This is a genomic window from Sinomonas sp. (assembly GCF_036848755.1).
GTDB lineage: Bacteria > Actinomycetota > Actinomycetes > Actinomycetales > Micrococcaceae > Sinomonas.
In genome coordinates this window covers 1-19619 of sequence record NZ_DAIUJO010000008.1, presented here as the reverse complement: position 1 = coordinate 19619, position 19619 = coordinate 1, and the positions used below count along the sequence as shown (strand labels likewise).

At 67.6% G+C, this 19619-nt stretch carries 22 protein-coding genes; 14 read left to right on the top strand and 8 right to left on the bottom strand.

Annotated features, from left to right (window positions below; translation table 11 throughout):
- The first annotated feature begins 3 nt into the window (after positions 1-3).
- Both V7053_RS02235 and V7053_RS02230 read left to right on the top strand, forming a co-directional pair.
- Positions 4-450: a flagellar hook assembly protein FlgD gene (locus V7053_RS02235; protein WP_334170637.1), complete on the top strand. Its 447-nt coding sequence runs from the start codon at positions 4-6 to the stop codon at positions 448-450.
- Positions 451-487: 37 nt separating this feature from the next.
- Entirely contained in the window at positions 488-1663 is a 1176-nt protein-coding gene (locus V7053_RS02230; protein ID WP_334170636.1) for a flagellar hook protein FlgE, read from the top strand.
- A 259-nt stretch (positions 1664-1922) separates the two neighbouring features.
- Here V7053_RS02230 and V7053_RS02225 read toward each other — a convergent pair whose 3' ends face one another.
- Positions 1923-2225 carry a hypothetical protein gene (locus V7053_RS02225; protein WP_334170635.1) on the bottom strand — a complete coding sequence of 101 codons (303 nt, stop codon included), beginning with the start codon at positions 2223-2225 and terminating at the stop codon, positions 1923-1925.
- A 334-nt stretch (positions 2226-2559) separates the two neighbouring features.
- Here V7053_RS02225 and V7053_RS02220 point away from each other — a divergent pair, with 334 nt between their 5' ends.
- Positions 2560-3267 carry a GntR family transcriptional regulator gene (locus tag V7053_RS02220; RefSeq protein WP_334170634.1) on the top strand — a complete coding sequence of 236 codons (708 nt, stop codon included), beginning with the start codon at positions 2560-2562 and terminating at the stop codon, positions 3265-3267.
- 198 nt (positions 3268-3465) lie between these two features.
- On the opposite strand, the gene V7053_RS02215 is transcribed toward V7053_RS02220, so the two are convergent.
- Together V7053_RS02215 and V7053_RS02210 are read right to left on the bottom strand one after the other, a co-directional pair.
- Entirely contained in the window at positions 3466-3618 is a 153-nt protein-coding gene (locus tag V7053_RS02215; RefSeq protein ID WP_334170633.1) for a hypothetical protein, read from the bottom strand.
- A gap of 121 nt (positions 3619-3739) precedes the next feature.
- Positions 3740-4480 carry a sigma-70 family RNA polymerase sigma factor gene (locus V7053_RS02210; RefSeq protein ID WP_334170632.1) on the bottom strand — a complete coding sequence of 247 codons (741 nt, stop codon included), beginning with the start codon at positions 4478-4480 and terminating at the stop codon, positions 3740-3742.
- 166 nt (positions 4481-4646) lie between these two features.
- Between V7053_RS02210 and V7053_RS02205 the strand changes: the two genes are divergently transcribed.
- Positions 4647-5372 (top strand): TetR/AcrR family transcriptional regulator, encoded by a 726-nt coding sequence (locus tag V7053_RS02205; RefSeq protein WP_334170631.1) that lies wholly within the window; start codon positions 4647-4649, stop codon positions 5370-5372.
- On the opposite strand, the gene V7053_RS02200 is transcribed toward V7053_RS02205, so the two are convergent.
- Together V7053_RS02200 and V7053_RS02195 are read right to left on the bottom strand one after the other, a co-directional pair.
- Entirely contained in the window at positions 5335-5931 is a 597-nt protein-coding gene (locus tag V7053_RS02200; protein ID WP_334170630.1) for a TetR/AcrR family transcriptional regulator, read from the bottom strand. The genes V7053_RS02205 and V7053_RS02200 overlap by 38 nt on opposite strands.
- A 66-nt stretch (positions 5932-5997) precedes the next feature.
- The gene (locus V7053_RS02195) at positions 5998-8067 is read right to left on the bottom strand and encodes an MDR family MFS transporter (RefSeq protein ID WP_334170629.1); all 2070 of its coding nucleotides are present in this window, start codon (positions 8065-8067) and stop codon (positions 5998-6000) included.
- Between the two features lie 367 nt (positions 8068-8434).
- Here V7053_RS02195 and V7053_RS02190 point away from each other — a divergent pair, with 367 nt between their 5' ends.
- The 5 genes from V7053_RS02190 (at position 8435) to V7053_RS02170 (ending at position 10768) form a co-directional block, all read left to right on the top strand.
- Complete coding sequence (locus V7053_RS02190) at positions 8435-8560, top strand: hypothetical protein (protein WP_334170628.1); 126 nt, start codon at positions 8435-8437, stop codon at positions 8558-8560.
- A 178-nt stretch (positions 8561-8738) separates the two neighbouring features.
- Positions 8739-9050: a hypothetical protein gene (locus tag V7053_RS02185; RefSeq protein WP_334170627.1), complete on the top strand. Its 312-nt coding sequence runs from the start codon at positions 8739-8741 to the stop codon at positions 9048-9050.
- Positions 9051-9102: 52 nt separating this feature from the next.
- Positions 9103-9345, top strand: a complete 243-nt coding sequence (locus V7053_RS02180; protein WP_334170626.1) for a hypothetical protein — start codon at positions 9103-9105, stop codon at positions 9343-9345.
- 46 nt (positions 9346-9391) lie between these two features.
- Positions 9392-9835, top strand: a complete 444-nt coding sequence (locus V7053_RS02175; RefSeq protein ID WP_334170625.1) for an SRPBCC family protein — start codon at positions 9392-9394, stop codon at positions 9833-9835.
- Positions 9836-9886: 51 nt separating this feature from the next.
- Positions 9887-10768 carry an SDR family oxidoreductase gene (locus V7053_RS02170; RefSeq protein ID WP_334170624.1) on the top strand — a complete coding sequence of 294 codons (882 nt, stop codon included), beginning with the start codon at positions 9887-9889 and terminating at the stop codon, positions 10766-10768.
- Here V7053_RS02170 and V7053_RS02165 read toward each other — a convergent pair.
- The 3 genes from V7053_RS02165 to V7053_RS02155 form a co-directional block, all read right to left on the bottom strand.
- Positions 10756-12639, bottom strand: coding sequence for a transketolase (locus V7053_RS02165; RefSeq protein WP_334170623.1), 1884 nt, complete (start codon positions 12637-12639; stop codon positions 10756-10758). The two genes, V7053_RS02170 and V7053_RS02165, sit on opposite strands and share 13 nt — an antisense overlap.
- 79 nt (positions 12640-12718) lie before the next feature.
- Positions 12719-14011 (bottom strand): putative bifunctional diguanylate cyclase/phosphodiesterase, encoded by a 1293-nt coding sequence (locus V7053_RS02160; protein ID WP_334170622.1) that lies wholly within the window; start codon positions 14009-14011, stop codon positions 12719-12721.
- A gap of 94 nt (positions 14012-14105) precedes the next feature.
- Positions 14106-15917: a putative bifunctional diguanylate cyclase/phosphodiesterase gene (locus V7053_RS02155; RefSeq protein WP_334170621.1), complete on the bottom strand. Its 1812-nt coding sequence runs from the start codon at positions 15915-15917 to the stop codon at positions 14106-14108.
- A 75-nt stretch (positions 15918-15992) separates the two neighbouring features.
- Here V7053_RS02155 and V7053_RS02150 point away from each other — a divergent pair, with 75 nt between their 5' ends.
- From V7053_RS02150 to V7053_RS02130, 5 genes are all read left to right on the top strand, one after another.
- Positions 15993-17408, top strand: coding sequence for a glycosyltransferase family 2 protein (locus V7053_RS02150; protein WP_334170620.1), 1416 nt, complete (start codon positions 15993-15995; stop codon positions 17406-17408).
- On the top strand, positions 17408-17623 hold the full coding sequence (locus tag V7053_RS02145) for a hypothetical protein (protein WP_334170619.1): 216 nt from the start codon (positions 17408-17410) through the stop codon (positions 17621-17623). Before V7053_RS02150 ends, V7053_RS02145 begins: the two co-directional genes overlap by 1 nt.
- 96 nt (positions 17624-17719) lie before the next feature.
- Positions 17720-18010 (top strand): flagellar FlbD family protein, encoded by a 291-nt coding sequence (locus V7053_RS02140; protein ID WP_334170618.1) that lies wholly within the window; start codon positions 17720-17722, stop codon positions 18008-18010.
- 11 nt (positions 18011-18021) lie between these two features.
- A complete protein-coding gene (locus V7053_RS02135) occupies positions 18022-18822 on the top strand; it encodes a motility protein A (RefSeq protein WP_334170617.1) in 801 nt (266 codons plus the stop codon).
- Complete coding sequence (locus tag V7053_RS02130; protein ID WP_334170616.1) at positions 18819-19619, top strand: OmpA/MotB family protein; 801 nt, start codon at positions 18819-18821, stop codon at positions 19617-19619. Before V7053_RS02135 ends, V7053_RS02130 begins: the two co-directional genes overlap by 4 nt.

The window sequence follows — 19619 nt, the reverse complement described above, 5'->3', positions numbered from 1 at the left end:
CCCATGAGCATCAGCCCCGTCAGCAGCCCGGTTGGCACCGCGGCCGCGAGCAGCGCCGTCGGCGGTACCAGCCTGACCTCGTCGACGCCCACCAGCACGCCGCTGAAGACGCTCGATTCGAGCGTCTTCATGGACCTCCTCGTCACGCAGCTCAAGAACCAGGACCCGAGCTCGCCCATGGACACGAACGCGATGATCCAGCAGACGAGCCAGCTTTCCATGGTCGAGCAGCTCACGCAGCTCGCGACGGACAGCAGCCAGGGGCTCAGCGTCCAGCAGCGCGCCGCCGCCGCCGAACTCATCGGCAAAGCGGTGAGCTATCTCGCCGCGGACGGCACGTCCGGCAGCGGTACCGCAAGCTCCGTCTCCTACAACGGCGCGACCCCCACCGTCACCGTCGGCGGCGCGTCCATCCCGCTCGGCTCGATCACCGGCGTCACCGGCGCCTAGCCGGTTCGAAAACCAAGAAAAAGAAAGGGAAGCCACCATGCTCCGCTCCCTCTACTCCGGCATCTCCGGCCTCCGCGCCCACCAGACCATGCTCGACGTCACGGGCAACAACATCGCGAACGTGAACACGGTCGGCTTCAAGGGCTCCTCCACCGAGTTCGAGGACACGCTCTCGCAGCTGACCCAAGGCGCGTCTGGGCCACAGGGCCAGACAGGCGGGACGAACCCCGCTCAGGTGGGACTCGGCGTCAAGATCGCCGCGATCACGACCAACTTCAACCAAGGCTCCGCCGAGTCCACCGGCAAGGCGACCGACATGATGATCTCGGGCGACGGTTTCTTCATCACGAGCAGCGGCGGCCAACAGCTCTACACCAGGGCGGGCTCCTTCGACTTCGATGCGTCGGGGCGGCTCGTCACGCCCGACGGCGCGCTCCTCCAAGGCTGGACGGCGAACTCCGCGGGAGCGATCAACACCGGCTCGCCCCTCGGGAATATCACCCTTTCGCCGACGACGACGATCCCCGCCGTCGCGACGAGCCAGGCCACCGTGGACGGGAATCTCCCGTCCGACGCCGCGAGTGGAACGTCGCTCGAACGCGACCTCCAGGTCTTCGACGGCAACGGGGTGGCGCGCAATCTCGCCCTGACGTTCACGCGGTCCTCGACGGGCTGGGACGTCTCCGGCGCGGATGCCAACGGGACGACGGGGACTGGCTCGCTGGCCTTCACGAATGGCAAGCTCACCTCAGGCGGCTCGATGACGGTCGGCGGGATCACGGTCGATCTGAGCACGGTCACCGGGTACGCCGGGATGACGACGGTCGCAGCGAGCGGACAGAACGGCTCTGCCGCAGGCACCCTCGAATCCTTCTCGCTCGGGAACGACGGTTCGCTTGTCGGAGCCTTCAGCAATGGGCTCAAGCAGGTGGTCGGGCGGGTGGCGCTCGCGAAGTTCACGAACCCGGCGGGCCTCGAGAAGTCGGGCGATTCGTCCTACGCGACGACCGCGAATTCGGGCAGCCCGCAAATCGGGCAGGCCGGGGATCCGGGCTTCGGGACGTTGGCCGGCGGGGCCCTGGAAATGTCGAATGTGGACCTTTCGCAGGAATTCACGAACCTCATCGTCGCGCAGCGCGGCTTCCAGGCGAATGCGCGCATCATTACGACGAGCGACCAGGTGCTGCAGAGCTTGATCGACATCAAGCAGTAAAGACGCGAACGGACTTCTCCAGCTGCCCAGCCGGTGGGGAGCCCTGCCCTACCCTGCCCCTTTCCTTTGTCTCGGGTACAGATACTCACGTCTTTGTGTCGTCTCGGGTACAGATACTCAAGACCATGGGAGCTTATCTGTACCCGAGACGGCAATTGGTGGAATTTGGCGCACCCGAGACGTTCAGAGGGTGAGATATCTGTACCCGAAACGGAAGGGGAGGGGTGGGTGGGGGCAGGTCGCCGCGGGTCACCGCGCGTCACAGTTCGAGGCACTCGTTGATCTGAATGGTTCCCCCGAGGGCAATGTACGGGTGGTCGGAGAGCAGGGCCCGGGCCTCGGCGAGGGAGCGGGCCTCGATGATGGTGTACCCATCGATCTCCACCGCATCCACTGGCTGGCTTGACGAGATCTGCCCGCCGAGGAGGACCGGTGCCCCGAAATCGACGAGTGCCTCTCCGAGGGACTCTTCCGCCCACTTTCGAAGCGCGCCTCGCGAAGCGGAGATGACGTCCGGCTGTGGATACGGCATCCCGTGGTAAGTGATAAGGAAGCGCGACATTGCTGTCCTCCCGGCCGCTGGTGTGGCTAACCGTACCCCTGCCGCGCTGCCGTGCGAAGGGCCGAGGACTTCACCCCGCCAAGGATTCCTACAGGGTCTGGCCCGCCGGACCGCGGTCGAGCAGCTCGCGTCCGGAGAGGCGGCGGAACCGGTAGGTCGCGAAGTAGGTGAGGAGCGCTTCGTGCCTCTGTTGCATACCAATAGAGGTAGGGCAGGTCACAGAGCCGGTCACTACCTTTCCCTGATTTGCCGAAAATCTGCTGCCATTAGAGAGGTGATCAGATCTGCAGTCCGCTCTTGACGCTCTTCATGTATGCAACTTACGCTTGCTTGCATGCAAGCCACGGTGGCCGCGAACGGCGACAAGAGCGAGCCGGATGCCAGTGACAGGGATGGTCTGCTCGGTCGGATCAGGCGCCTCGTCCTCGGAGGCGATTTTCCTCCAGGCGCACTGCTGCCCGAGGCCTACCTCGCGCAGGAGTTCGACGTGAGCCGCACCCCCGTCCGCGAGGCGCTCAAGCAGCTGCAGCATGAAGGACTCGTCGAGATCCGCCCCAAAGTCGGGACCTTCGTTCGGGAGCCCACGCGCCGGGAGATCATCGAGCTCTTCCAGCTCAAGGAGTCCCTCGAGGGCCTCGCGGCGTCGCTCCTCGCGCGGCGGGGCGAGGTGGCCGAGCTCGACGCGCTGCGGCGCAATCTCGGGCACTCCGAGGACGCGGTTCTCTCCGGGGACACGGAAGCATATGCCCGCCTCGTGCACGAGTTCCACTGGACCATCGTGCGGGGCTCGGACAACCGCAAGCTCGTCGAGCACTACGAGCGGCTCATGAACCAGCTGGCCTACCAGCGGCTCGTGATCCGCACCGTCGAGCACCCCGGCAGGATCGCCGCCTCGACCCGTGAGCATCGCGCTGTCCTCGAGATGATCGAGGACAAAGACCCGTTCGGCTCTGAATCCGCCATGAGGAACCACGTCCACGCGTCGTCCCGGGAGGCCCTCGTCGCCGGGCCGGTCTCCGAGCAGGCGCGCAGGAACTACTGACAACACCAGGCACGAGAGGACAGCCATGCGCCTTTCGATCTTCCATGCCCGCGGAGCACCAGGGGACCTCGCAAACTACCGCGAGCACATGTCGCCCATGTCTCCGCGGCAGGGCGTCCAGTGGCCGACCCGTTCATCATGAGGAACCGACCCATTCCGCGGGGCCACCATGGCCCAGCGGGCGCCGTCAGCCAGAGCTCAGCCGCACCAGACGTCTCCGGCCGAGAGCCGGGCGATCTGGGCTCGCGCCTGCTGTTCGCTCAAGCCGACCTCGATGAGAGAGGGGATGAGTCCCTCTTGTCGCTTCAGCGTCTCCAGGTCTGCAACCCGGAGGTAGAAATCAGAATCCACAGCGCTCCTCTCGGCACAGTCACGGCTCAACGAAGTCGCCGAATCGTGAAGTGGGTGTACCGAGCAGGATGCCGAAGAAGTGCCCTCGGCCCGTAGGGCCGAAAGACCCTAGAAGGATCGCTCAGGCGGCGACCTTCCGGCGCATGCGGTCGAGGAGCCGCTTGAGGAGGCGCGAGACCTGCATTTGGCTCACGCCAAGGATCTCGGCGATCTCGCTCTGGCTCATCTCCTCGACGAAGCGCAGGTGAAGCAGACGGCGCTCCTCTTCGGTGACTCCCTCGAGGGCGGCGGCGAGGAGCTCGTGGGATTCGACCTCTTCGAAGCCGGGCTCGATGACGGAGAGTGCCCGGACGGCGGGGTCGGGCCGCGAATCCTCGGTGTTCGGCGGCTCAATCGAGAGCCCTACCATGGCGGCGTCGGCGAGCTGGGCTTCGGCGATCTTCTCCTCGGGCACGCCGGCCTCCGCGGCAAGCTCGGCGGCGCTCGGCTCGCGCCCGAGCTCCTGGGCCAGCCGGCGCCTGGCCGCGTTCACGTCGAGGCGGAGTTCCTGGACCGAACGCGGGGGCCGCACTGCCCACGAGTGGTCGCGGATGTAGCGCTTGATCGTTCCGGTGATGGTGGGAACCGCATAGGGGACAAACCCCTGCCCCGCGCCCTCGCGGTAGCGCCGGATGGCGACCATGAGGCCCAGCCGCGCCACCTGGCGCAGGTCCTCCGGGTCGTGCCCCGGGTACCGGTGCCGATTCGCCAGCGCGTCGGCCACACCTAGGTACTTGAGGGCCAAGTCCTCCTCGCTGTGCTCGCCCGAAGCGGACCGCAGCTCGTCGGGTTCGTCTGCTGCTAGATCGTAGAGATCAGTCATCGCCCTTGCCCTTCCTCGCCTACCCCTCCGTGAGACAGACAAGTCTGTCTTGTCTCGATTATTACAAGTAGACAGACCTGTCTGTCCATCCTTGCTAGTTACAAATTGGTAACGGAGGATTGGTGAGAGACAGAAAGGGCTGTCTTGTGGCGTTAACATCGTCTTCATGGAAGCCCGAGTTGAGACTCGCGCGACCGTGAGTCTCCGGCCCGGTGCGCGCGACAAGATTCTGGATACGTCGTACGAGCTCTTCGCTCGTCGGGGGATCCGCGACGTGGGAGTGGACGAGATCATCTCCCGTTCAGGAGTGGCGAAGGCGACGTTCTACCGCCATTTCCCGTCGAAGGATGCTCTGGTCCTCGCGTACCTGGACCGATGGTTCACAGCGCGGAGTGCCGCGATCGAAGCCGCGACCGAGGGGATCGAGAGCGCTGACGAGGCCGTGCTGGCCGTCTTCGGCGTCCTCCACGACTGGTTCGAGCATGGGACGGCCGAGGCGAGCGCGTTCCTGCACGTCATGATCGAGATGGGACCGGACCACCCGCTGGGCCGGGCGAGCATCGAATACCTCACGCGCACGCGTCAGCAGCTAGCGGAGCTGGCGGCGGCAGCTGGCCTCTCCGACCCGGAGGGCTTCGCCTGGTCGTGCCACATCCTCATCAAGGGCGCAATGGTCGCCGATTCTGAAGGGGACACAGAGGCGGCAGCGCGCGCCCTCACCATGGCGCGGCTCCTCATCGAGGAGCATCACGAGAAGAAGGCCTCTCCGGCCCCGCGGCATTTCACGGCGTGGAAGGATCCGGAGGGGATCAACCAGGATCTGGCCTCGACCCAGTCGACGCAGCAGCGGACAGCTACTCCGCGGCGAGTTCGCCGAGCCGGGACACGGTAGCCCGGAGGTCGGCCGCGCTCGCCCTTGCTTTGCCGGGCTTGTTGGTGTAGCCGCTGTCGGCGTGGAGGAACAGCGCCGCGAACACGAGCGCCACCGCGAGGTGTGCTCGTATGGGCTCAGAGGTGCGCTGTTCGGCGAGTTGGATGACGTGCTTGCGGAGGCCTGACGTCCACTGATGGAGGGCCGCCAGCAGATCGGGCTCGAGCCGGATGAGCTCCCGCACGCGCGGCAGGTTGTCGTGCCCGCTCGAGACGCTCGCGATGAGCTCGCACAGGTCGTCGACCAACGGCCCGGCACCCTCGAGGAAGCGCCGCTCGTCCTCCTCTGCGATAGCGGTCGCTGGCAGGCCGAGCGCCGCGGCGGCCTTCGAGGGGAAGTAGTTGAAGAACGTCCGCTCGGAGATCGTCGCGCTCGCGCAGATGTCGGCGACGGTGACGTGCGCGAGTCCGCGTTCGGTCACGAGGTCGAACGCGGCGTCGTGGATGGCGCGCCACGTCTTCTGCTTCTTGCGCTCTCGGAGTGAGCACTGCTTGTCGTCGAGGGACGGGTTCGTTGTCACGGTGGTTCCTGGGAGTGCGAACGGGTGCCGGGACCCCGAGCGGCAGCGCGGGGCCCCGGCCAGAGGCTATGAGCGGTGGACGCGGATCGTTCCGGTGGCGGGAGCGGCCTGCGCGCCCGTCTCGGCCGCGGCCGCGGCGACATACACCTCGAGGTCCTCGGCGGACTGCTGCTTGTCAGCCTGCTCCTGCAGCGCCGAGCGCTGGCGCAGCGGCGGGACCTTGAAGAACCAGCTGAGCACGAACGCGAGCAGGATGACCCCGAGGCCCACCCAGTAGATGCTCACGGCCGAGGCGTTGAAGCCCACCATGAACGGCCGGGTCAGGCGAGCGTCCGCTCCCTTGAGGAACGACGTGTCCGACGTCGTCGACGAGGAGGAGGACTGGGACTGCTTGACGCTCTCGAGCTGGCTGATCATGGTCGGCACCACCTTGTCGACGACGGCGGTGCGCTGCGTCTGGTTCGAGAAGTCGACCGCGAGGCGACCGCCGACGACGGACACTCCCGCCTTCTGCGCGGCTACTGAGAGCGCCTGCTGCTCCGCGGCAGGCTTGGCGGCGTCGACTTGCTGGGCGATGATCGACGGCGCCGCGGCAGCCGGGACGAGGCCTGCTGAAACCTGCTGCTGCACGGCCGCGGTCACCTTCTGCGTGACTGCCTGGTCTGCCGCCTGCTTGGCCGCCGTGGTGCCCTGGTCGAGCCCGGCCTGCATCTGCGACTTGATCGGCGTGACGATCGGGTTCCAGATCTGCTGCATGACACCCGCGTTGGCGGGGTCGCTCGCGACGGACGGCGTGAGGGCCGCGTCGAGGGCGCTCGTCAGGTCAGCCTTGTTCGACATCGCGGTCGTGATGTTGTTCGGCATGAGTGCGAACAGGACCGAGAGCAGGACGGCGGTGCCGAGGGTGCCGCCGATCTGGCGGAAGAAGGTCGCCGAGCTCGTGGCCACGCCCATGTCCTGCGGCGGCACGGAGTTCTGGGACGCGAGCGTGAGCGACTGCATGAGCTGGCCGAGCCCCAGACCGATGAGGAACATCGCAATCATGAGGAACCACAGCGGCTTGTCGATCGACATGAACGTCAGGACCATGTAGCCGCACGCGGTGAAGAGCGTGCCCGTGATCGGGAAGATGCGGTACCTTCCCGTACGTGCCACGATCTGGCCGGAGATGATCGACGCGATCATGAGGCCGCCGACCATGGGGAGCGTGGCGAAGCCGGATTCCGTGGGCGTCAGCCCCGTCACGAGCTGCAGGTAGAGCGGCAGCGTCAGCATGGCGCCGAACATCGCGAAGCCGACGAGGAAGCCGAGGACCGTGGCCATCGAGAACGTGCCCGAGTGGAACAGGCGGAGCGGGATGATCGCGTTGGTCCCCATGGCACGCTCGACGAAGATGAACGAGACGAGCCCGATCACGCCGATGACGTAGCACGTGATCGAGGCGGCGGAAGTCCAGCCCCAGTCGCGACCCTGTTCCGCGACGAGGAGCAGCGGGACGAGCGTGGCGATGACGGCGGTCGCGCCCCACCAGTCGATGCGTGCGGTGGAGCGGTCATGGAACTTCGGCAGGTGCAGGAACGCGAGCACCATGCCGAGGGCGATGAGGCCGATCGGAACGTTCACGAGGAAGACCCATCGCCATCCCGAGATGAAGAGGATCTGGCTCGCCCCGGAGAACACGCCGCCGACGAGCGGGCCGACCACCGAGGAGACGGCGAAGACGGCGAGGAAGTAGCCCTGGTACTTCGCGCGTTCACGCGGGGCGAGGATATCGCCCATGATGGCGAGCGGAAGGGACATGAGGGCGCCCGCGCCGATGCCCTGGAAGGCGCGGAAGCCCGCGAGCATGAGCATCGACGTCGAGAAGGACGACATCATCGAGCCGAGGATGAAGACCGCGAGGCCGAAGATGTAGAGCGGCCGCCGCCCGAACAGGTCGGAGAGCTTGCCGTAGATCGGCGTCGCGATCGTGGAGGTGATGAGGTAGGCGGTCGTCACCCACGCCTGCTGGTCGAGGCCGTGCAGATCGTCTCCGATGGTGCGGATCGCGGTACCGACGATGGTCTGGTCCAGCGAGGAGAGGAACATCCCGGCCATGAGGCCGTAGATGACGAGGAGGATCTGACGATGGGTCATCACCGGATTGGGGTGAGCGGCGCTACCGGTACGGGACCCGGGGCTGGCTGCTGCGTTGGACATGGAAGGCAATCCGAATCTCTCAAAGGGGACGAATCGAGGCGCCGCGAACGCGACTCAAACTTGCAGACTGTGCAAGTTTACACACTCTGCAATGTACTTGCCACGTGACTCCACTCACTCGCGGGCGCGTGATTCGCCGAGAGGACGCTGGGTAAAGCTTGGGAGAAGGAGGTACGCCGACGTGCCAGAGTTTCGTTTGACCGTTCTCCGCTCGGCAGGTTCCGCCGCCGGAAAGTCCCCGGCTCCGGAGATCAGCTTCATGGCGAGGGACCTATCCTCGGCCAGGACGCTTGCGGAGTGCATTATGCGGCAAGACCGCTTCAAGGGCCCCGATGGCGACGAGGCAATGCTCGTGGGCCCCGCCACGGCGCCAGCGTCGCGCTGGACTCGGGGCTCCGGCTGGGTCGAGGCCCTTGAGCCGGTGACCTGACAGGCGCCGGCGGCTCCCTCCACGGAGCGATGCTGCCCTTTTCCTTTGCCTTCGGGCTTCTGTGCGCCGTTAACCTCCCCACGGAAACAGGGCTGAAACGGATCTGGACAGAACGGTCTGTCTACCCCTACCGTTGCGACCGTGCGAGGCTTCCGGACCTTGCCGAGAGGAGTCCAGCATGGAGGAGAGCGCGTCTTGCGACGAAGGCCTCGAGGTGGGCGGTCCCGGGGATGCTTCGCCCGAGGCTGTCGTCCACGCAGCAGCAGCGGCGCAGCTCGCCGTCGAGCGCTATCGTGACCGGGCGTGGTCGACGGGGCCGACTCGGAGCCTGGGTGAGATCCAGGTTCAGGCGCAGGGTCTGAGGGACGCGCTCGTGCAGATGCTGAGCCGCGAGCCTTCGATCGAAGAGGTCGCCGAGGCCCTCAGGATGGAGGCGGAAGCGGCACGGGTCGAGTCGGCCGACCACGCAGTTTCGGCGCCCATGGCCTGACCGCCTTCACGTGACTGGACAGACCTGTCTGTCTGCTTTTAGCATTCCCCTCATGTTGGATATGAGTGGCGCTGCAACGGCGCAGAAGCCGCAGGAGGCCTTTCCCGACGGCGGAATCTCCGCGGCGTCAGAGCTGCACTACCGGTCGCTGTGGATTCTTCAGCACCTTCTCGAGGGCTCCGAGTTGGCACCCGAGACGAAGACGCGGCTTCGCGAACTCGTCGAAGAGCATGCCGCGGACCCGGAGCGCGCCCTTCTCGAGCATCTCCGCGAGGTTCGAGCACCGCTCTCATGACAGAGGGATGGCGACTCAGACGCTTGAGCGTGGCAGGATGTGCGCCATGACGAAGCGTGTTGCTGCCTCGGGCAGTGTCGTGATCGCCCTCCCGCTCAGTGAAGTCTTCGCGTTCTTCGCGGACGCAGAGAACGATCCCACGTGGCGGTCAGGGGTGAAGTCGATCCGGCGGATCGGGGATCTCGGCTTCGGAGCCGAATACGAACAGTCCGTGGCAGGGCCCGGGGGACGCAGCATCTCGGCGAACCTGCGGGTGACGGCCTTCGAGCCGGAGAAGCGGGTGGCCTTCGAGGCGACGTCGGGTCCCGTCCGGCCGCAGGGGGAGTATCTCTTCGACGCGGCCGAGGGCGGTACGCGCGTCACCTTCAGCCTCTCCGCAGAGCTTGGCGGGATCAAGTCGCTCGTGATGTCCGGCCCGGTGCAGAAGACCATGGACGCCGAGGTCGGGGCGTTGGCGAAGGCCAAGGCGCACCTCGAGCAAGCGGCCTAGCGCAGGATTGCCGCGGTCCCGGCAGAAGCTGACGTCCCTGGGAGGTCCATCATGAAGGTCTTCGTCACGGGTGCGTCCGGATGGATTGCCTCGGCACTCATTCCGGAGCTCGTCGCGTCAGGGCATCAAGTCCTCGGGCTCGCGCGATCGGACGGCTCCGCGGCGACCGTGGCCCAGCGGGGCGCGGCGGTGCTTCGCGGAGAGCTCGGCAGCCTCGATGTGCTCCGCGCGGGCGCCGAGGCAAGCGATGCCGTCGTCCATCTCGCCTTCATCCACGACTTCACCGACATGCATGCCGCCGTCAAGGCCGACGCCGAGGCCATCCGCGCGCTGGGAGCAGCGCTCGAGGGCTCCGGGAAGCCCCTGGTCATCGCCTCGGGAACGCCGGTCGTGCCGGGGCACATCGCCACCGAGCGCGACCGCAACGCTTCAGACTCGCCGGCAGCCGGCCGGGAAGCCAACGCCAAAGCACTCCTGGACATGGTCGAGCGAGGCGTGCGCTCCGTCGTCGTGCGTCTGCCAAGAAGCGTGCACGGCGAAGGGGACCGCCACGGCTTCATCGCTCGTCTGATTGCGATCGCCCGGGAACGGGGTGTCTCGGGCTATGTGGGGGATGGGTCGAGCCGCTGGCCGGCCGTGCATGTGCTGGATGCTGCGCGTCTGTTCCGGCTCGCGGTCGAGTTGGCCGAGGCCGGCTCGGTGCTGCACGCCGTCGGCGACGAGGCCGTGCGCACCGGCGAGATCGCCGAGGTCATCGGAAGCAACCTCGGCGTTCCGACGGCCGCGGTCCCGGCCGAACAGTTCGGCTTCCTGGGCAGGGTGCTTGCTGGGGACCAGCCCGCATCGAGTGCTCTGACCCGCAAGCTGGTCCCCTGGCGTCCCACCGAGCCCGGCCTCATCGAGGACCTCGGGCGGGGACACTACTTCGCCTGAGAGACCCTCCGCGCCGCCTCGACGATCGCATCCGCATCGATCCGGGCCCAGGCCATGAGCTCCTCGCCCGTGCCGGAACCGGGCATGCCGCGGACGGCGAGGTGCTCGACCTCGAGGCTCGTGCGGCCGCCCGAGACCAAGGCCTCGATGACGGCCGAGCCCAGCCCGCCCTCAGGATGGTGGTCCTCGACGACGACGAAGCGCCCACCGGTCGCGTCGGAGGCTGCTCGCAAGGTGGCCTCGTCGATCGGCTTGACGGAGTAGCAGTCGATCACGCGGGCATGGATCCCGACCTTCTCGAGGTCTTCCGCCGCCTTGAGGCAAGCGTGGAGGGTGACTCCAGCGCCGACGAGGGTCACGTCGTCGCCGTCCTTGAGCGTCTTCGAGCCGCCGACGGCGAAGTCCTCGCCAGCGCCGTACAGCACGGGGTAGGCCCCGCGCGTCGTCCGGAGATAGCTGATACCGCTCGTCTCGGCCATGCGCTCCACGAGCGCGGCCGTGCTGGTCGCATCGCTCGGGTACAGCACGGTGGAGCCGTGGACGGAGCGCATCATGGCGAGATCCTCGAGGGCCATCTGCGAGGGGCCGTCTGCGCCGATCTCGATCCCAGCGTGCGAGCCCACGAGCCGCAGGTCCGCCCGCGAGACGGCCCCCATGCGGATGAAATCGTGGGCACGGGTGAGGAACGCGGCGAAGGTCGAGGCGAACGGCGTGTACCCGCGCACGTTGATGCCGGTCGCCGCGGCAATGAGCTGCTGCTCGGCGATGTACATCTCGAAGTAGCGGTCGGGGATCTCGTGGGCGAACTGGTTGGCGTAGGTCGAGTTGCTCACCTCGGCGTCGAGGGCGACGACGGCGGGGTCCGCGGCTCCCAGCGCAGCGAGCGCCTGCCCGTAGGCCTTGCGCGTGGCCACCTTCTCGCCGACCTCGTACTCGGGCAGTTCGGCCTTCCGGGCCTGCCCGCGCACGGACGCCACGCCGCCGTCGGCGCCGTCCCCCTGCGGCACAGGCCCCCGCACCCGCACGTCGCGCGTGCCGCCGAGCTCCTTGATGGCGCGCTCGGCCATGTCCTCGGGGAAGGGCTTGCCGTGCCAGTCGGGGCTGTCCTCGACCTCCGAGAAGCCCTTGCCCTTGACGGTCTTCGCGATGATCACGGTGGGCTGTTCGCCCGAGGTGTCCTCCGCCGTCGTGAGCGCCTCGTCGATCGCCGCGAGGTCGTGCCCGTCGATGACGAGGACGCGCGCCCCGAATGCCTCGGCGCGGCGAGCGTAGGCGGCGGTGTCCCAGCCGAGGTCGGTTTCGCCGCGCTGTCCCAGCCGGTTCACGTCGACGATCGCGACGAGGTTCGAGAGCTTGTAGTGCGAGGCCTTGTCGAGCGCTTCCCAGATCGAGCCCTCCGCGAACTCGCTGTCCCCGCACAGCACCCACACGCGGTACGGGAGCTTGTCGAGGTACTTGCCGGCGAGGCCGATGCCGACGCCGTCCGGCAGGCCCTGGCCCAGGGAGCCGGTCGCGACGTCGACCCACGGAAGAACGGGGGTCGGATGGCCCTCGAGCCGCTCGCCGAATCGGCGGTAGCCGCTGAGCAGCTCGTCCTCCGTGACGACGCCGACGGCTCGGAACACCGAGTAGACGAGGGGCGAGGCATGGCCCTTCGAGAAGACGAGATGGTCGTTCCGCGGGTCCTCCGGCTTGTCCCAGTCGTAGCGGAGGTGCCGGCTCACGAGCACGGCCAGCAGGTCCGCGGCGGACATGGACGACGTCGGGTGGCCAGATCCCGCGCTCGTGCTCGAGCGGACGGAGTCTACCCGCAGTTGCGCGGCTACTTCGGCGACGGTTTCGAGGTCGGGCTTCGTGAGTGTCTCTGTCATCATGCGACCTTTGCGTTTTTCGACAGTACCGGTAGCACCATTACCCTCCTGCCCGCGGCGGCAAGCAAGGGTTCGCGGATCAGCGGACGACGGCGGAGGGCAGCCCGGAGACGAGGAGCTCGGTCATCGCGTCGGCGGGAAGCGGACGGCTGAAGTAGTAGCCCTGCCCCAGCGTCGCCCCCAACCGTCTGAGGATCTCGGCCTGCTCCGCCGTCTCGATTCCCTCGATCACGGCCGACAGTCCGCACGCAGTGACGAGGTTGACGACGGCGTTGAGGAACCGCCGCTGCCCCACGTCCTCGACGAGGTTGCCGAGGAGCGAGCGGTCGATCTTCGCCCGGGTGACCGGAAGGCGGCGGAGGTAGCTGATGGAGGAGTAGCCCGTGCCGAAATCGTCGATGTCGAGGCCGACCCCGAGCTTGCGGAGCCCGTGGAGCGAATAGGCGTCCACGTCGTCGCCCGCTACGAACGAGGCCTCGGTGAGTTCGAGGGTCAGATGGCGTGGCTCGACTCCCGCATCGTCGAGCGCATGCCGGACCTGCTCGATGAACTCGAAGTGCTGGAGCTCGGCGGGAGTGATGTTGACGCTCACGGTGAAGCTGTCCGGGAGGTCGAGGCTCTCCTGCCAGGCCTTGAGCTGCCCCAGCGCCGTCGCCAGGACGTGCCGGTCGAGTTCGCCCGCAACTCCGAGATCCTCGGCAAGCGGGATGAACTCGTCTGGGCGGACGGACCCGAGGGCCGGGTGGGTCCACCGCGCGAGGACCTCGACCCCTTCGATGCGGCCCGAGTGCAGGTCGACGATGGGCTGATAGGCGACGCCGATGCGGCCCCCACGGATCGCGTCGGTGAGGTCGGAGATGATCGTCCGGTGGATCTGCAGGGCGTGCAGCATGAACGGTTCGAAGACCTTGACGAGGCCGCGGCCCTCGGCCTTCGCGGCGTCGAGCGCCACCCCGGCTTCGCGGATGACGGTGTTCGCGGCCTGCCCGGCCTCGGCCCCTCGCACCCCGATGCTGACGCTGAGGATCGGCCCCGAGACCCCGCTGTCGATGTTTCGGACGCCGCGCTGGATCGCGCCGGCGAGCCGACGTGCCTGGGCGACGGTTGCGTTCGGGAGGAGGACGGCGAACTCGTCCCGGTCGAGCTGGGCAGCGAGGCCGTGCTGACCGACCGCTTCCGAGAGCGTCCGCAGAACCTCGGCAACGATGCGGTCCCCTTCAGTCAGGCCGAGGTTGTAGGTGACCCAGTTGAAGGAATCGAGGCTCACGAGCAGCATGGCCGGCGGCTCACGGTCCGGGCCGATGGGGTCGAGGGCGGATTCGAGCGCCCGCAGCACCTCGCGTGATCGGTCCTGCCAGACGAGCGGGGGCATGGCGCTCTTCCCTCCGTTCGCTTGCTGAGTTGTCCGATCCATGCTGTCCGGTATGCCGGACGGGACCGCTGTGCGTAGCGCGTGCGCGGGCCCGTTATGACACGTTAGGGGTGCTCTCGTCGGTGAAGCAAACCATCGTGCCGCGCGTCGCCGTCAGCGGTCCCTGGTCGGTGCCGATGGGAGCGAGGCGCACCGGGAGCGATTCGGTGATGAGGGGCCCTTGGGCCCTGTCGCATCCGAGCTCGCGCAGCACTTCGAGCTGGCCGGGGCGCTCGACTCCCGGGGCGCATACCGTCATCCCGAGGGCATGGCCCATGTTGACCATGGCGCCGAAGATCACGCTGTCCGTCCTGTCGACGTCGATCCGGGCAGTCAAGGACGGCGCGGCGTTGAGCACGCTGAACGGGAGGCTTCGGAGCAGCGCCACCGTGGCCAGCTCACTGCCGTAGGCGTCGAGGGCGATCTCGACGCCAGCGGTGCGCAGCTCCCTGAGCTGGGACGCGGCGTGCTCGGGATCGACGAGGCCGATGCGCCCGCTGAAGTCGAGCTGGAGGCAGCTTCCGGGGACATCGTGGCGGGTGAGGGCGGCGAAGACGTCGGCAGCGAGTTCGCCGGTAGACAGCCAGGCAGGCGAGACGTTGAGGGCAATGCGGCCGGACGTGCCGGCGTCGAGGAGCCTCCTCGCGTGCGCGCACACGCGCTCGACGGCGCCCCGACCGATCGCCCGGCCCTCGCCGCTGCGGTCCGCGACAGGCATGAATTCGTCCGATCTCAGCAGGCCCAGCTCGGGCGAGTCCCACGTGAGCCGCGCCTGGAGATCCGAGCATGAGCCGGTGCGGAGTTCGAAGATCGGCTCGTACGAGAGTCCGAAGGCGCTCTCCTCGATCGCCTCGGCGAGGCGGCGCCGGATCTGTGCCAGCCGAGCGAAGGGGTCGCTTTCCTGGCGGTCGAGTCGCTGGACTCGCTGCTTGCCCTGCTGCTTCCCGGCCAGCATCGCTCCGTCGGCGTGCCGGAGGAGGGCGTCGAGGGGCCCGAGCTCGTCCTCGCCGTCGATTTCCCTCGCCATGGCGAGGCCGATTGTCGCGGAGAGCTGGAGCGTCTGGTCGCCGAAGGGCATGGGCTCGAGGATCGTGTCGAGGAGGCGCTGGCCGACCTTCTGCGCGTCGGGTTCCGAGATGTCGCTCAGGAGCGCGATGAACTCGTCGCCGCCGAGCCGCACCGCGACGTCGTTCGTGCGGAGCGAGGCCCGCATGCGGTCGCTGAACTGGACGAGGACGTCGTTTCCGGCGTCGTGACCGTGCGTGTCGTTCACGGTCTTGAAGTTGTCGAGGTCGATGTAGAGGATGGCGGTCCTCTCGGGATCCGAGGACTCAAGGAACGAAGGGCCCTGCTCCGAGAGCCATCGCCGGTTCGGCAGGCCCGTGAGCGCGTCGTGCCACGCTGCGTAACGGAGGGTGGCCGAGAGCTCCTGGAAGACGCGGGAGACGGCGACAGCGCGCGGGCCGGACTCGTCGACGAGCAGGAAGTCGTCGTACCGGACGGCTTCAGGCCGAGCGAGGGCGAGGTCAGCCGCCTCGTCGAGGCCGACGCCTGAGCCGACGACGAGCTGGCAGTCTGGCAGGAGCCGTTCCACCGTGCTCCGCGCATGCAGCGCCCGGCCGTAACCCAGCCGCCCGGAAAGCTGGTAGTCGACTTGACTCCGCGCGAGCAGCGACCAGGTCCCGTCCGAGCGGGAGACGGCAACGGCGCGGAGGCCGCGATCTCGGCGAAACAGCTCGTCCACGAACTGGACTGGGGCGTCACCCGGAGCGACCGGGATCGGTACGCCGAGCTCGCCGACAGAGTCGACGGGTGGGCGCCTCTCGAGAGAAGCCCGCCAGCTCGGAACGCCGGAGTCAGCGCCCACGTATCGCCTTTCCTGCCGGTTGCCACCTGATTGGACATGTACATTTTCAATGCTAAGCGCTGGTAGATTTGGCCGGTGCGCACTCCATGGCTCCAGCGCGTCGTCGGACTCCTCATCCTTGCCGCCGTCGCCCTCGCGGCCGCCCTTCTCTGGTGGGGTGTTGCCGCGAGCGAGCCGCCCACGCTGTGGGCGCCCGTGCAGGTCACCCTCGCAGGAGCGTGGACCGTGCTGTACGACGCGCATGCCCCGGACGCGCGCGTCGTCGTCGCTGCGATCGCCGTCGCCGTCCTGCTCGGCGCCGCCGTCGCCTCCACCGAGCGCTTCGTCGCAAACCGCACTCGACGCACTCCCGCCCACGTCAGGACGCGCCCCCTTGCCCCCAAAGTCGTCATGGCCGCGACCCGCGGCGTCTTCGCCGGGCACGTGACGTTCACGGTTCTGATTCCTGCCCACAACGAAGAGGCCTCCCTGTCCGCGACCCTCGCTTCGCTCCTCGCGCAGAGCCGCCCACCCGAGCGCATCGTCGTGGTGGCCGACAACTGCACGGATGGAACGGTCGAGATCGCGCGGCGCTCGGGCGTGGAGGTCTTCGAGACGTCCGGCAACACCGAGAAGAAGGGCGGCGCCCTGAACCAGGTCCTCCGGGAGGTGCTGCCCGGGCAGGGGGACAACGACGTCGTCATGGTGATGGACGCGGACACCACGCTCGACGACGGATTCCTCGCCGAGGCGTCGCGTCGCTTCACCGACGATCGGGCCCTGATGGCGGTGGGCGGACTCTTCTACGGCGAGCCCGGGCATGGGCTCATCGGCCAGTTCCAGCGCAACGAGTACCTCCGCTACAGCCGGGAGATCCAGCGACGACGGGGGCGCGTCTTCGTCCTGACCGGCACGGCGTCGGTCTTCCGGCCTGCCGCGCTGCGCGCCGTCGCCGGGACCCGAGACGTCCAGCTCCCGGGCCGCAACGGCGACGTCTACGACACTGCCGCCCTCACCGAGGACAACGAGCTGACGCTCGCGATCAAATCGCTCGGCGGCCTCACGGTCTCCCCCTCCCAGTGCACCGTTTCGACCGAACTCATGCCCACGTGGCGCATGCTCTGGGCCCAGCGCCTGCGCTGGCAGCGCGGCGCGCTCGAGAACCTCGGCGCGTACGGCGTCACGCCGCAGACGCTGCGCTACTGGGCCCAGCAGGTCGGCATCGGCTACAGCGTGATCGCGCTGGGTGCGTACCTCTTGCTCTTCGCCCTCATGGTCCTGGCCGTCGACTCGTGGGTGTGGTTCCCGTTCTGGCTCGGGCTCGGCTCCCTGTTCGTCGTCGAGCGGGTCGTGACGGTGTGGAAGGGCGGCTGGGCGGCTCGCCTCCTCGCCGCCGCGATCCTGCCCGAGCTGCTCTTCGACATGTTCCTCAACGTCGTGTACGTCAAGGGGATTCTGGACATCACCCGCGGGCGGCAGGCCACGTGGAAGCATCTCGCGAAGGCAGCCTGATGGTGTCGGCGATGGCGCCCCTCGGCGTCCTCCTCCCGCAGTCGATCCTCGCGACGAACACGTTCAACGTCCTCATGACGTTCGTGGCGATCAACACCCTGCTCTACGTGGTGCTGTCGATCCTCAAGGCGTTGCCGCGATTCCGCGTGCGGCTGTCGGGGCGCCGCTATCGGCGCTCCGAGACGCGGAGCATCTACCCGGACGGACCCCTCTGAGCGGTGCCCCGGCGGCTCTTACCGCGGCGCTGCTCCGGCCGATAGGGGAGAGGGAAAGCGCTCCACTGCACCACCCTTCCGACCAGAAACGGCCCCATGATCGTTGTCACCAGGCTCAACGGGTCCCGCTTCGCGGTCAACCCCGACCTCATCGAGCGCGTCCAGGAGAATCCGGACACGACGCTCGTGATGGTCGGTGGGGCGACATACGTGGTGCAGGAGAGCCTGACACAGGTCATCGACCTCGTCGCGAACTACCGTGCGCTCATTCTGGCGACCGCCCGCGGCCTGCCCGCAACCGAAGGCCAACACCTGAGCCTCGTACCCCGTCCCGACGGTGAGCCGGAGCCGTCGAGCGCAACACCCCTGCGGCCCGGACAGCGCTAGGAAAGGGCTTCATGGATCCCTCAATCATCATCGGCCTGGTTTTGGCCTTCGGCTCTGTGATCGCGATCGTGACCATGGAAGGTGCGAGCGTGACGGCGCTCCTCCTGCCGCCGCCCATGATCCTCGTGTTCGGTGCGACGCTCGCCGTCGGCCTCGCCGGCAACACGCTCAAGGACACCGTCCAGGCCCTCAAGGCCATGCCCAAGGCCCTTCTGGGCAAGGCGCCGAAGCCCCAGGAGAGCATCGACCGGATCATTGCGCTCGCCGAGAAGGCCCGCGCCGAGGGACTCCTCTCGCTCGAGTCCGAGGCGGTCGATGCGAACGATCCGTTCCTCGCGCGGGCCCTGCAGAACGTCGCGGACGGTACCGACGGCGAGGAACTCCGCATTATGATGGAGGACGAGATCGGCACCCGTTCCCGGAGCGATGCGTCGAACGCGCGGTTCTTCGCGGCGCTCGGCGGCTATGCACCCACCATCGGCATCATCGGCACCGTCGTCTCGCTGACCCACGTCCTCGAGAACCTCTCCGATCCGACGAGCCTCGGCCCGATGATCGCGAGCGCGTTCGTCGCGACGCTCTGGGGTCTCCTCTCCGCCAACTTCATCTGGCTGCCGTTCTCCTCGCGCATCACCCGGCTCTCCGAACTCGAGATCGAGCGGATGACGCTCATCATGGAGGGAATCCTCGCCGTCCAGGAAGGCGCGCAGCCGATGCTGCTCGCCGATCGCCTTCGCGCGATGGTCCCCGACCACCACTTCAAGGGCAAGGGGAAGGCGGACGCGAAGGAGAACGTGAGGGCCGCAGCGTGAGTCCGCGCCGTCGTCGTCCGTCCAAGAAGCCGGCCCCTTTTCATGTCGACGAACGCTGGGCAGTTTCCTACATGGACATGATCACGGTCCTCTTCTGCCTCTTCGTCGTGCTGTTCGCCATGTCCACGGTCGACCAGAACAAGTTCGAGAAGCTGCGGAATTCGCTCGCGACGGGCTTCGGGACGACCGTGACGCAGAAGATCGACACCGCTACCGGCACGGTCGTGCCCCCCGACCAGGCGAAGAAGGATGCCCAAGGCTTCACCAACCTGGATCTCGCGATCAAGGAAGTGGACCGGCTCACTGCCCTCGAGAAGCAGATGGCCGACAAGCTCACCGCTCAGGGCATCGCCCAGGACGTTCAGTTCCAGATCGACCAGCGCGGCCTGACCGTCAAGCTCGTGGGGTCCGAGACGTTCTTCCAGCCGGACAGCTCCGACCTCACCCAACGCGCTCACCAGGTGCTCGACGCCGTCACCCCACCGATGGTGCCGACGGCGCTGGACGTCTCGATCGAGGGCCACGCCGCGAACGCGGTCACGGCCTACCCGTCCGTGTGGGAGCTCTCCGCTGAGCGCGCCACGAAGGTCCTTCGCTACATGGTCGAGAAGGACGGATTGCCGGGACCCCGGGTGGGGGCGACGGGATACGGCTCGTCGCGGCCCGTCAATGCGGACAAGACCGAGGCCGAGCACGAGCAGAACCGTCGGGTCGACATCGTCGTCCTCTCCGATCAGCCCGAAACGGTGCGGGCCCTCATCCCGGAGGCCCTCAAGGCTCTGGCCGGGCAGAAGTAG